Raw genomic sequence first — 9,515 nt, 5'->3', positions numbered from 1 at the left:
TCACTCCGATCGCGATGGATGAGGGTCAGAAGTTCGCGATTCGTGAGGGTGGCCGTACTGTCGGTGCGGGCACCGTCATCAAAGTCATCAAATAGCCAACACCGGATACCAGATAAGAAACGAGCACTTATGCCAGAAGGACAAAAGATTCGCATCCGGTTGAAGGCGTACGATCACGAAGTGGTCGACGAATCGGCGCGCAAGATCGCTGAGACCGTGACCCGGACTCAGGCAAAGGTGAAAGGCCCGATTCCATTGCCGACGGAGATCCATCGGTACTGCGTGATCCGGTCGCCGTTCGTCCACAAGGATTCCCAGGAGCACTACGAGATGCGGATTCACAAGCGCCTGCTCGACATCGTCGAGCCGACGCGCAAGACCGTGGATTCACTGATGCGCCTCGACCTCCCGGCAGGTGTGGAAGTGGAGATCAAGCTGTGAAGGCCATTCTTGGAGAGAAACTGGGCATGACGCAGGTCTTCGACGACGAGGCTCGGGCAATTCCGGTCACCGTCATCAAGGCCGGCCCATGCCGAGTGATTCAGATCAAGCGGCCGGACACAGACGGCTACGCCGCGGTACAGATCGCATACAAAGAAGTGGGCTCGGTCAACCGCCCGCTGGCCGGTCACTACGCCAAGGCGGGAGTGGCTCCCGGACGGCATCTCGTCGAAGTGCGCGTCGACGATCCGGATGCCTACGAACTCGGGCAGGAAATCACGATCGCGGACGTCCTCGCCAAGGGAGCGAAGGCGGACGTCGCCGGGGTCTCGAAGGGCAAGGGCTTCCAGGGCGTGATCAAGCGCCACAACTTCTCCGGCCAGAGCGCCAGCCATGGAGTGCACAGGGTGCATCGTGCGCCTGGTTCGATAGGCGCGTGTGCAACGCCGGCGAGAGTGTTCAAAGGCAGGAAACTGCCGGGCCGTATGGGTGGGGAGCGGGTGACGCTACTCAACCTCGACGTCGTTGATATCGACACCGCCAGAGGACTCGTGCTCCTGGGCGGATCCGTTCCCGGGCCGAAGGGCTCGGTTGTGCTGGTGCGAGAGGCGGTGAAGGCTCGTGGCTGATACACGCCCGGCAGCATTGTTCGCGAGCGACGGTTCCCGAAAGGGCGATCTCGCTCTCGACGCCGAAGTTTTCGGCATCGAACCGAATGAGCCGGTAATGCACCAAGTCGTCACGGCGCAGCTCGCCGGTGCACGCTCTGGAACGGCGGCAACCAAGACTCGCGCTCAAGTTCGTGGTGGCGGCAGGAAACCGTGGCGACAGAAGGGACTTGGACGAGCTCGACAGGGATCGATCCGAGCACCTCATTTCGTGGGTGGTGGCGTGGCGTTTGGCCCACATCCCCGCAGCTACAAGCAGCGAACGCCCAAGAAGATGAAACGCCTGGCCTTGCGTAGCGCGCTCTCCGCCCGCGCCCGTGAGGGCGCCATCAAGATCGCGGAGCCATTCGACTGGACAGAGCCGAAGACCAAGCAGGCCAGGGCGTTCCTCGAAGCGATCGGTGTGGAAGGCAAGGTCCTGCTGGTGCTGGGTCGTAGCGACCGGATCCCCGAACGTTCCTTCAGGAACCTTCGCGGCGTAGCGATCGTCGAACCCGACCAGCTCACGACCTACGACGTGCTGTGGGCCGAGTCCTTGGTATTTACCACCGACACGATCGGGTCGGTGGGACGGCACGGTGCATACGACGTGACCCAATCGGATTTCGTAGAGGATGAGGGAGGTGAACGATGAAGGATCCACGAGATGTGATCCTGACTCCGGTTGTCTCCGAGAAGTCCTATGACCTCATCGAGCAACACACGTTCGACGTCGTTCGGAGCGCGAATCGGACGGAGATCGCCAAGGCGATAGCCGAGATCTTCGACGTTTCGGTGCTCCGAGTGAACACGCTCAACCGCCGCGGCAAGCAGAAGCGGACCGGTTGGGTCGTCGGCCGACGCCAAGACACCAAGCGAGCGCTCGTCAAGCTGTCGCCTGGTGACACGATCGACATCTTTGGGGTGTAGCGATGGCAACGAAGAAACAGAAGCCAACCTCTCCCGGACGGCGATTCCAGACAGTCTCGGATTTTGCCGAGATCACGAAGTCGAAGCCCGAGAAGGCGCTCGTCTCCAAGATGACCAAGACCGGCGGCCGCAACACGCACGGGCGTATCACGTCGCGCCATCGCGGCGGTGGGCACAAGCGCAGGTACCGTATCATCGACTTCCGGCGAAACAAGGACGGCGTTCCGGCCAAGGTCGCAGCGATCGAATACGACCCGAACCGCAACGCCCGCATCGCCCTGCTGCACTACGTGGACGGCGAGAAGCGATACATCCTCGCTCCCGTCGGTGTGAAGGTGGGTGAGATGCTCGAGTCCGGATCCGGCGCCGAGATCAATCCGGGCAACGCCCTGCCCCTGCGCAACATCCCCGCAGGTACGGTCGTTCACGCGATAGAAATGCGCCCCGGCGGAGGGGCTAAGATAGCTCGCTCGGCAGGCGCTTCGGTGCAGCTCATGAGCAAAGAGGGCGACCGTGCGCTGTTGCGGCTCCCCTCCGGCGAGATGCGGATGGTGTCGCTCGACTGTCGCGCCACGGTGGGACAGGTCGGCAATACCGAAGCAGAACTCGTCAAGGTCGGGAAGGCCGGGCGCTCTCGATGGAAGGGCGTTCGACCCCAGAGCCGTGGCGTTGCGATGAACCCGGTCGACCATCCTCTCGGTGGAGGTGAGGGCCGGTCGTCCGGAGGCCGACATCCGGTGAGCCCATGGGGCAAGCCCGAAGGTAGGACGCGAAAGAAGAACAAGGCGAGCAATCGAGATATCGTGCGGCGGCGATCGCGTAGAGGACGGAGGTAGACGATGGCACGGAGCCTGAAGAAAGGTCCCTTCATCGACGAGCACCTCCTCAAGAAGGTGGAGGAACTCAACCGAAAGGGCGAGAAGCGGGTCATCAAGACCTGGAGTAGGCGCTCGACCGTCATTCCGGAGATGGTGGGGCACACCGTCGCCGTCCACGATGGTCGCAAACACGTTCCGGTATATGTGACGGAGTCCATGGTCGGACACAAGTTGGGCGAATTCGCCCCGACGAGGACGTTCCGCGGACACGCGGGTTCCAGGGAAAAGGCAGCGAACAGACGATGAAGGTGCGAGCGGAAGCCAAGTACATACGTCAGTCGCCGTACAAGGTACGGCGGGTGCTCGACCTCGTCCGGGGACTCCCGGTCGAAGAAGCGCGCCACGTTCTGGCGTTCACCGACCGCAGAGCCGCGGATACGGTGCGGAAGGTCCTCGACTCGGCGGTAGCCAACGCCGAGCACAACCACTCGCTCGATGCCGATGAACTGGTGGTTGCAGAGGCCTATGCGAACGAGGGCCCCACACTGAAGCGGTGGCGCCCCCGTGCTCGTGGACGGGCCACCCGCATCCTCAAGCGCACCAGCCACATCACGATCGTCGTAACCGAAGAGAGCGAGGCGTAAATGGGCCAGAAAACACATCCCTATGCGTTCCGCCTCGGTGTGGTGACCGACTGGAAGTCGCACTGGTACAGCGACAAGGACTATGTCGAACTGGTCAACGAAGACTGGAAGATCCGTGACTACGTGAACATCGAACTGCCTCGTGGCGCGATCTCCCGGATCGAGATCGAGCGAACTCGTGACAAGGTCGTCATCGAAGTGCACACGGCGCGTCCAGGCGTGGTGATCGGCCGTCGCGGCACAGAGGCAGAGCGGATTCGAGCCGGGTTGGAGAAGCTGACGGGACGCAGAGTCAAGTACAACGTGATCGAAGTGCGCGACCCCGACCAGGACGCCCAACTGCTGGCACGCAGCGTTGCGGACCAGTTGGAGGGCCGAGTCTCCTTCCGGAGGGCCATGAAGCGTACGGTCGCCGCCGCGATGAAAGCCGGCGTGCAGGGCGTTCGCGTCGAGTGCAGTGGGCGTCTTGGCGGCTCGGACATGGGCCGGCGAGAGTGGTATCGAGAAGGCAGGGTTCCGCTGCATACGCTTCGGGCCGATATCGATTACGGCACGGCGACGGCACGCACGACGGTAGGCGCCGTCGGAGTGAAGGTATGGACGTACAAGGGTGATCTCGTCGCATCGCTGAAAGCGACACGGGAGAAGCTCGCCGCCGAGATCGCAATGGCATCGGGCAAGCCCGGAAGGGTCGCACCCGCCAAGGCGAGAGCCGAAGAGGCCGTCGGAGGGCGCAAGAAGCGCCGAGTCATCGAGGCCGGTGGTGGCAGGCGAGTCGTCGATGGCGGTGGCGGCAAACGCAAGGAGGGCAAGCGGGTCGTCGAGGCCGGCGGGCCGAAGCGGGTCTCCAGCGAGGAAGCCGAGAGTGCGTACCGCGAGGACATCGAAGATGCCGAAGGCCCGGTGATCGTCGAGACCGTACTTCCCGAAGAAAGCGTCGCTCTCGAGACGAAGAGCTTTGAAGGCGCCGGCATCGAAGAGGCGACGTCCGACGTGGCCGAGACCGTCGACGTCGAGGAACCGGTCGAAACCGCCCCTGCGAAAGTCGAGGCCGAAAAGGCTCCCGGGCCTGAGGAGGCTGTGGTCGAGCCGGTCGTTGCCGAAGAGGCGCAGGCCGACGAGGAGGGCGAGTAGGCCATGTTGATGCCGAAGCGCACCAAGTACCGAAAGGTGCATCGTGGCCGCAGAAAAGGTACGGCCAAGGGTGGAACGAGTGTTTCATTCGGCGACTACGGGCTCAAGGCTGTCGAGGTCGGATGGATCACCGCGAGACAGATCGAGTCTGCCCGTGTGGCCATCAACAGGACGATTCGCCGCGGAGGGAAGGTGTGGATCACCATCTTCCCCGACAAGCCCGTGACACAGAAGCCGGCTGAGACCCGGATGGGATCGGGGAAGGGCAACCCCGAGTTTTGGGTGGCCGTGGTGAAACCGGGCCGAATCATGTTCGAGCTCTCCGGTGTTTCGGAGGAGCTTGCACATGAGGCGATGCGCCGTGCGGGGCACAAGCTGCCCATCAAAACGAAGTTCGTGACTCGGGAGGACACGTGAAAGCTATCGATTTGCGTGAGCTCACGGCTCTCGAACTCGAAGAGAAGCTCGCGGAGACGAAGGCGGAACTCTTCAATCTGCGTTTCCAACTGGCGACGAACCAGCTGGACGACGCATCACGAATCCGCGAAGTCCGCAAAGACGTTGCCCGCATCCTGACGGTGATGCGGGAGCAGGAGATTCAGGCCTGGCGAGAACAGGCTACAGCTGAGGAAGGTGTGTGATGGAGGATCGAGCACGACGCAAATCTCGCGTCGGCGTGGTCATCTCAGATGGAAGAGACCAGACGGTGACCGTTGAGGTTCAACAGCAGGTCCGCCATCCGCGCTACGACAAGATCGTTCGCCGGCGCAAGCGATTCCACGTCCACAACGAGGCCAACGATGCCCGCCGAGGCGACACCGTGCGAATCATGGAGACCCGGCCGCTCGCGAAGACGAAGCGGTGGCGGGTCGTTGAGATCGTGGAGCGGGCGCGATGATTCAGCAAGAGTCGAGGCTCAGGGTTGCGGACAACAGCGGAGCGAAAGAGCTGCTGTGTATCCGTGTGATGGGCGGGTCGAAGCGACGCTACGCCGGCCTCGGCGACACGATCGTCGGGACCGTCAAGGATGCCATTCCCGGAGGAACGGTGAAGCGCGGCGAAGTCGTGAAGGCAGTGGTGGTGAGGACAGCAAAGGGATACCGGCGCAAGGACGGAACCTACATCCGCTTCGACGACAACGCCTGCGTAATCATCGACAACAACAGCCAGCCGCGCGGAACGCGGATCTTTGGGCCTGTGGCCCGCGAGCTCCGTGACAAGAAGTACATGCGCATCATCTCGCTGGCGCCGGAGGTGCTGTGATGCGACTTCGACAAGGTGACAAAGTGCAGGTCATCACCGGCAAGGACGCCGGTGTGGAAGGTCGCGTCGCTCGAGTCATCAAGAAGAAGGACAAGGTGATCGTCGAGGGTGTGAACACCGCTCGCAAACACCAGCGTCCGCAAGGTCAGACCATGCAGGGCGGCATCATCGACAAGGATATGCCCATCGATGCCTCCAACGTGATGATCCTGTGTGAAGACTGCGGTCCCACGCGCATCGGATACAAGGTGGACGATGACGGGATCAAGTACCGCGTCTGCGTGAAGTGCGGAGGTGAGCTGTGACACCTCGGTTGAAGCAAAAGTACACGCAAGAGGTCGTGTCCGCGCTCGAGAAGCAGTTGGGCAGCAAGAACGCGATGCGCGTGCCGAGATTCGAGAAGATCGTCGTCAACATGGGCATCGGCGAGGGCGCATCCGACTCCAAGCAGGTCGATGCGGCCATGGAAGAACTCGCCGTCATAACGGGGCAGAAGCCGCGGCTCAACCGGGCGAAGAAGTCGATCGCCGGTTTCAAGATTCGAGAGGGGATGCCGGTGGGCGCATCCGTGACGCTGCGCGGCGACTACATGTGGGAGTTCCTGGACCGCCTCATCTCGATCGCAATTCCGAGGATCAGAGACTTCAGGGGCCTGAACCCGAAGTCGTTCGACGGGCGAGGCGACTACTCATTCGGTGTAACCGAGCAGCTGATCTTTCCCGAGGTCGACTACGACAAGGTGACGTCGATTAGAGGTATGGACATCACGATCTGTACGAGTGCCGAGACAGACGAAGGTGCGCGGGCTCTCCTGGATGCGTTCGGGTTCCCGTTCCGCAGGCAGGACGCAAAGGTTTGAAACGAGGGAGCGAATGGCGAAGAAGAGTCTGATCGCAAAGGCGAAGAGAAAGCCGAAGTTCAAGGTGCGGGAATACCACCGATGTCAACGGTGCGGTCGGCCGCGAGCGTATATACGCGACTTCGGCATGTGCCGCATCTGTGTGCGCGAGCTGGCATCCAGAGGTGAACTCCCCGGTGTGAGAAAGGCTTCGTGGTAAACCATGATGACCGATCCCATTGCCGACATGTTGACCCGGATCCGCAACGCCAACCAGGCGGGCAAGGCCGTCGTCGTTATGCCGTCGTCGAAGCTGAAGCAGCAGGTCGCGAGCATCCTTGCAGCTGAAGGGTTCATCGGCGGGTTCGAGAGCCGTGAGGCCGGCGTTCGGCGAGAACTCGTCCTGCAAATGAAATACGGAGAGGGCCGTTCGCGCGTGATCCAGGGGATTCGACGGATCTCGAAGCCGGGAAGGCGGATCTACAGCGGTGCGAGCGACCTGCCGCGCTCCCACGGAGGGCTCGGCGTCATGGTCATTTCGACGTCACAGGGCCTGCTGCCCGACAGGGAGGCGCGCCGGCGCCGTCTCGGTGGCGAGATCATGTGTGAGGTGTGGTGAGATGAGTCGCGTCGGCAAGGTACCCATTCCGATTCCGCAGGGCGTAGACGTCATCGTCAACGGCCAAAGCGTCTCGGTGAAGGGTCCGAAAGGCACCCTCGAGCGAACGTTCCACGAGAAAGTTCGTATCAGCGTCGAAGATGATGTGGCCAAGGTCGAACGCTTCGACGATCAGCGTGAGTCCCGTGCGTTGCACGGTCTCTCGCGCGCGCTGCTCGCCAACATGGTGACCGGCGTCACACAGGGGTTCCGCAAGGAACTCTCCATCGTCGGCGTCGGTTACCGGGCGAACCTTCAGGGGACGGTCGTCGAACTGCAGGTCGGCTACAGCCACCCGGTGCACATCGAGGCACCGGCCGGAGTGAGCTTCGAGGTCCCGAACCCGACCCACGTGATCGTGTCGGGCATCGACAAGGAACTCGTCGGCCAGGTGGCAGCGAACATCCGTAAGGTCCGGCCCCCGGAGCCGTACAAGGGGAAAGGCATCAGGTACGTCGGCGAGTACGTGCGCAGGAAGGCCGGGAAGGCAGGAGTTGCCCGATGAGAGGTTCACGACAAGAGGCGCGTCGTCGGCGGCATCGGCGAGTTCGGAAGACACTGCACGGGACGAACGATCGACCCAGGCTGGCCGTCTTTCGCAGCAACCGGTACATCTACGCACAGCTGATCGACGATGATGCAGGACAGACTCTTGCAGCAGCCTCGTCGCAGGAGAAGGCGCTTCGAGGAAAGACACTGAACAGAGATACGGCTGCAGAGGTGGGCGCACTACTCGCACAGCGCGCCGGGAGTGCAGGCATCACTGAAGTTGTCTTCGACCGCGGTGGATTTCCATTCCACGGACGGGTGAAGGCACTGGCGGACGCGGCTCGCGAAGCCGGGCTGAAGTTCTAGGAGCAGGTAATGGCTGAAACGCAGCAACAACTCGACGAACGTGTCGTACAGATCAACCGTGTAGCCAAGGTGGTCAAAGGTGGCCGGAGGTTCTCGTTTACGGCACTCGTGGTCGTCGGGGATGGCCGCGGCAAAGTCGGCATCGGCTACGGCAAGGCCAAGGAAGTACCGGCGGCGATCCAGAAGGGCATGGAAGAGGCCCGCAAGAACATGGTCGCCATCCCGATGGCCGGCTCGACGCTGATCCACAAGGTCATCGGAGTGCAGGGAGCGTCACGGGTCCTGCTGAAGCCGGCTTCTCCCGGTACCGGTGTGATCGCCGGAGGAGCGGTCAGGCAGGTGCTCGAAGCGGCAGGGATTCATGATGCCCTGGCCAAGTCGCTTGGCTCGCCCACGCACCTCAACGTCGCCAAGGCGACGATGAACGGTCTGCTCTCTCAAATGCGTCCCGAGGCCGTTGCCGCAGCGCGAGGCAAGCGTCCGGAAGACATCGCGCCACCCGGGCTTCTCGCCGCCTACCGCTCGGCCGAACTGCGAAGAGCCGGAGGTTCGGACTGATGGCGAAGAAGACGCTCGCCGTGACGCTCATCAAGAGCACGATCGGGCAGAAGCCGAAGAACCGGGCGACCGTTCGGAGTCTCGGACTGCGACGTATGCACAAGACGGTCAAGCATGAGGACACCCCTGCCATTCGTGGGATGTTGCACAAGGTGCAGCATCTCGTGAAGGTCGAAGAGGACAAGTAGTCGGTCATCGGTCGTTCGTCGATCCGACGAGTGACCGAGAACTGCGAACTGAGGACAGAGAACTGATATGGCTGACGAAGAGAAGATCACGAAGCTCCAACTCCATCATCTGCGCCCGGCGCCCGGCTCAAAGCAGCCCAAACGACGGGTAGGGCGAGGTGAGGCCGGCCGGCGTGGAAAGACCGCAGGCCGGGGGACCAAGGGGCTGAAGGCCAGGGGCAAGCTTCGGATCGGCTTCGAGGGCGGGCAGATGCCTCTCACGCGGCGGCTTCCTAAGATGCGCGGTTTCACGAACCCGAACAAGGAGTACTTCGCGGTCGTCAATGTCGAAGCACTGGAAGTGTTCTCCAAGGGCACGACCGTGACTCCGGAAGAACTGAAGTCGCGGGGCATGGTGAAGAAGCGAGGGCGTGTCAAGGTGCTCGGCGAAGGCGAGATCACGAGAGCCCTCACGGTCCGGGCACATGCATTCAGCAAGTCGGCGATCACAAAGATCGAGGCTGCTGGAGGCACGGTCGAAGTCATCGAGCGTTAGCGGAGT

At 62.2% G+C, this 9,515-nt stretch carries 22 protein-coding genes; all 22 read left to right on the top strand.

Annotation, left to right across the window (positions count from 1 at the left end; genetic code table 11):
- Positions 1–95: elongation factor Tu (locus GWP04_08755; protein ID NIA25647.1), on the top strand; the 95-nt coding region annotated here is incomplete at its 5' end.
- 34 nt (positions 96–129) lie between these two features.
- The gene (gene rpsJ, locus GWP04_08750; protein ID NIA25646.1) at positions 130–441 is read left to right on the top strand and encodes a 30S ribosomal protein S10; all 312 of its coding nucleotides are present in this window, start codon (positions 130–132) and stop codon (positions 439–441) included.
- 26 nt (positions 442–467) lie between these two features.
- Positions 468–1,070 (top strand): 50S ribosomal protein L3, encoded by a 603-nt coding sequence (gene rplC, locus GWP04_08745; GenBank protein ID NIA25645.1) that lies wholly within the window; start codon positions 468–470, stop codon positions 1,068–1,070.
- Positions 1,071–1,086: 16 nt separating this feature from the next.
- Positions 1,087–1,743 carry a 50S ribosomal protein L4 gene (rplD, locus tag GWP04_08740; protein ID NIA25644.1) on the top strand — a complete coding sequence of 219 codons (657 nt, stop codon included), beginning with the start codon at positions 1,087–1,089 and terminating at the stop codon, positions 1,741–1,743.
- Positions 1,740–2,018, top strand: a complete 279-nt coding sequence (gene rplW / locus GWP04_08735; GenBank protein ID NIA25643.1) for a 50S ribosomal protein L23 — start codon at positions 1,740–1,742, stop codon at positions 2,016–2,018. Before rplD ends, rplW begins: the two co-directional genes overlap by 4 nt.
- Positions 2,019–2,020: 2 nt before the next feature.
- Complete coding sequence (rplB, locus tag GWP04_08730) at positions 2,021–2,854, top strand: 50S ribosomal protein L2 (GenBank protein NIA25642.1); 834 nt, start codon at positions 2,021–2,023, stop codon at positions 2,852–2,854.
- A 3-nt stretch (positions 2,855–2,857) separates the two neighbouring features.
- The gene (gene rpsS / locus GWP04_08725; GenBank protein ID NIA25641.1) at positions 2,858–3,142 is read left to right on the top strand and encodes a 30S ribosomal protein S19; all 285 of its coding nucleotides are present in this window, start codon (positions 2,858–2,860) and stop codon (positions 3,140–3,142) included.
- The gene (gene rplV, locus GWP04_08720; protein NIA25640.1) at positions 3,139–3,480 is read left to right on the top strand and encodes a 50S ribosomal protein L22; all 342 of its coding nucleotides are present in this window, start codon (positions 3,139–3,141) and stop codon (positions 3,478–3,480) included. Before rpsS ends, rplV begins: the two co-directional genes overlap by 4 nt.
- Positions 3,481–4,614 carry a 30S ribosomal protein S3 gene (gene rpsC, locus GWP04_08715; GenBank protein NIA25639.1) on the top strand — a complete coding sequence of 378 codons (1,134 nt, stop codon included), beginning with the start codon at positions 3,481–3,483 and terminating at the stop codon, positions 4,612–4,614. It abuts the gene before it with no gap.
- 3 nt (positions 4,615–4,617) lie between these two features.
- Positions 4,618–5,031, top strand: a complete 414-nt coding sequence (gene rplP / locus GWP04_08710; protein ID NIA25638.1) for a 50S ribosomal protein L16 — start codon at positions 4,618–4,620, stop codon at positions 5,029–5,031.
- Positions 5,028–5,255, top strand: a complete 228-nt coding sequence (gene rpmC, locus GWP04_08705; protein ID NIA25637.1) for a 50S ribosomal protein L29 — start codon at positions 5,028–5,030, stop codon at positions 5,253–5,255. The genes rplP and rpmC overlap by 4 nt, the downstream gene beginning before the upstream one ends.
- Positions 5,255–5,512, top strand: a complete 258-nt coding sequence (gene rpsQ / locus GWP04_08700; GenBank protein NIA25636.1) for a 30S ribosomal protein S17 — start codon at positions 5,255–5,257, stop codon at positions 5,510–5,512. The genes rpmC and rpsQ overlap by 1 nt, the downstream gene beginning before the upstream one ends.
- Positions 5,509–5,877 carry a 50S ribosomal protein L14 gene (gene rplN / locus GWP04_08695; GenBank protein NIA25635.1) on the top strand — a complete coding sequence of 123 codons (369 nt, stop codon included), beginning with the start codon at positions 5,509–5,511 and terminating at the stop codon, positions 5,875–5,877. The genes rpsQ and rplN overlap by 4 nt, the downstream gene beginning before the upstream one ends.
- Positions 5,877–6,182 (top strand): 50S ribosomal protein L24, encoded by a 306-nt coding sequence (locus GWP04_08690; protein ID NIA25634.1) that lies wholly within the window; start codon positions 5,877–5,879, stop codon positions 6,180–6,182. The genes rplN and GWP04_08690 overlap by 1 nt, the downstream gene beginning before the upstream one ends.
- Positions 6,179–6,736 (top strand): 50S ribosomal protein L5, encoded by a 558-nt coding sequence (gene rplE / locus GWP04_08685; GenBank protein NIA25633.1) that lies wholly within the window; start codon positions 6,179–6,181, stop codon positions 6,734–6,736. Before GWP04_08690 ends, rplE begins: the two co-directional genes overlap by 4 nt.
- A gap of 13 nt (positions 6,737–6,749) precedes the next feature.
- Positions 6,750–6,935 (top strand): type Z 30S ribosomal protein S14, encoded by a 186-nt coding sequence (locus GWP04_08680; GenBank protein ID NIA25632.1) that lies wholly within the window; start codon positions 6,750–6,752, stop codon positions 6,933–6,935.
- Positions 6,936–6,938: 3 nt separating this feature from the next.
- On the top strand, positions 6,939–7,334 hold the full coding sequence (rpsH, locus tag GWP04_08675) for a 30S ribosomal protein S8 (GenBank protein ID NIA25631.1): 396 nt from the start codon (positions 6,939–6,941) through the stop codon (positions 7,332–7,334).
- 1 nt (position 7,335) lies between these two features.
- Complete coding sequence (gene rplF, locus GWP04_08670; GenBank protein NIA25630.1) at positions 7,336–7,878, top strand: 50S ribosomal protein L6; 543 nt, start codon at positions 7,336–7,338, stop codon at positions 7,876–7,878.
- Positions 7,875–8,228 carry a 50S ribosomal protein L18 gene (locus tag GWP04_08665; protein ID NIA25629.1) on the top strand — a complete coding sequence of 118 codons (354 nt, stop codon included), beginning with the start codon at positions 7,875–7,877 and terminating at the stop codon, positions 8,226–8,228. The genes rplF and GWP04_08665 overlap by 4 nt, the downstream gene beginning before the upstream one ends.
- A gap of 9 nt (positions 8,229–8,237) precedes the next feature.
- Positions 8,238–8,786 carry a 30S ribosomal protein S5 gene (gene rpsE, locus GWP04_08660; protein NIA25628.1) on the top strand — a complete coding sequence of 183 codons (549 nt, stop codon included), beginning with the start codon at positions 8,238–8,240 and terminating at the stop codon, positions 8,784–8,786.
- On the top strand, positions 8,786–8,974 hold the full coding sequence (gene rpmD, locus GWP04_08655) for a 50S ribosomal protein L30 (protein ID NIA25627.1): 189 nt from the start codon (positions 8,786–8,788) through the stop codon (positions 8,972–8,974). The genes rpsE and rpmD overlap by 1 nt, the downstream gene beginning before the upstream one ends.
- Before the next feature lie 67 nt (positions 8,975–9,041).
- Positions 9,042–9,509: a 50S ribosomal protein L15 gene (gene rplO / locus GWP04_08650; GenBank protein ID NIA25626.1), complete on the top strand. Its 468-nt coding sequence runs from the start codon at positions 9,042–9,044 to the stop codon at positions 9,507–9,509.
- The last annotated feature ends 6 nt before the right edge of the window (positions 9,510–9,515 follow it).

The organism is Gammaproteobacteria bacterium (genome assembly GCA_011682695.1).
Taxonomy (GTDB): Bacteria; Actinomycetota; Acidimicrobiia; order Spongiisociales; family UBA4744; genus BMS3Bbin01.
The sequence above is the reverse complement of the archived record's forward strand: the minus strand, read 5'-3'. Positions and strand labels throughout refer to the sequence as shown.

What these genes read in the sequence shown, in the direction of transcription:
- rpsJ (NIA25646.1), top strand. Translation starts at nt 130, where the DNA reads ATGCCAGAAGGACAAAAGATTCGCATCCGGTTGAAGGCGTACGATCAC.
- rplC (NIA25645.1), top strand. Translation starts at nt 468, where the DNA reads ATGACGCAGGTCTTCGACGACGAGGCTCGGGCAATTCCGGTCACCGTC.
- rplW (NIA25643.1), top strand. Translation starts at nt 1,740, where the DNA reads ATGAAGGATCCACGAGATGTGATCCTGACTCCGGTTGTCTCCGAGAAG.
- rplB (NIA25642.1), top strand. Translation starts at nt 2,021, where the DNA reads ATGGCAACGAAGAAACAGAAGCCAACCTCTCCCGGACGGCGATTCCAG.
- rpsS (NIA25641.1), top strand. Translation starts at nt 2,858, where the DNA reads ATGGCACGGAGCCTGAAGAAAGGTCCCTTCATCGACGAGCACCTCCTC.
- rplV (NIA25640.1), top strand. Translation starts at nt 3,139, where the DNA reads ATGAAGGTGCGAGCGGAAGCCAAGTACATACGTCAGTCGCCGTACAAG.
- rpsC (NIA25639.1), top strand. Translation starts at nt 3,481, where the DNA reads ATGGGCCAGAAAACACATCCCTATGCGTTCCGCCTCGGTGTGGTGACC.
- rplP (NIA25638.1), top strand. Translation starts at nt 4,618, where the DNA reads ATGTTGATGCCGAAGCGCACCAAGTACCGAAAGGTGCATCGTGGCCGC.
- rpsQ (NIA25636.1), top strand. Translation starts at nt 5,255, where the DNA reads ATGGAGGATCGAGCACGACGCAAATCTCGCGTCGGCGTGGTCATCTCA.
- rplN (NIA25635.1), top strand. Translation starts at nt 5,509, where the DNA reads ATGATTCAGCAAGAGTCGAGGCTCAGGGTTGCGGACAACAGCGGAGCG.
- GWP04_08690 (NIA25634.1), top strand. Translation starts at nt 5,877, where the DNA reads ATGCGACTTCGACAAGGTGACAAAGTGCAGGTCATCACCGGCAAGGAC.
- GWP04_08680 (NIA25632.1), top strand. Translation starts at nt 6,750, where the DNA reads ATGGCGAAGAAGAGTCTGATCGCAAAGGCGAAGAGAAAGCCGAAGTTC.
- rpsH (NIA25631.1), top strand. Translation starts at nt 6,939, where the DNA reads ATGATGACCGATCCCATTGCCGACATGTTGACCCGGATCCGCAACGCC.
- rplF (NIA25630.1), top strand. Translation starts at nt 7,336, where the DNA reads ATGAGTCGCGTCGGCAAGGTACCCATTCCGATTCCGCAGGGCGTAGAC.
- GWP04_08665 (NIA25629.1), top strand. Translation starts at nt 7,875, where the DNA reads ATGAGAGGTTCACGACAAGAGGCGCGTCGTCGGCGGCATCGGCGAGTT.
- rpsE (NIA25628.1), top strand. Translation starts at nt 8,238, where the DNA reads ATGGCTGAAACGCAGCAACAACTCGACGAACGTGTCGTACAGATCAAC.
- rpmD (NIA25627.1), top strand. Translation starts at nt 8,786, where the DNA reads ATGGCGAAGAAGACGCTCGCCGTGACGCTCATCAAGAGCACGATCGGG.
- rplO (NIA25626.1), top strand. Translation starts at nt 9,042, where the DNA reads ATGGCTGACGAAGAGAAGATCACGAAGCTCCAACTCCATCATCTGCGC.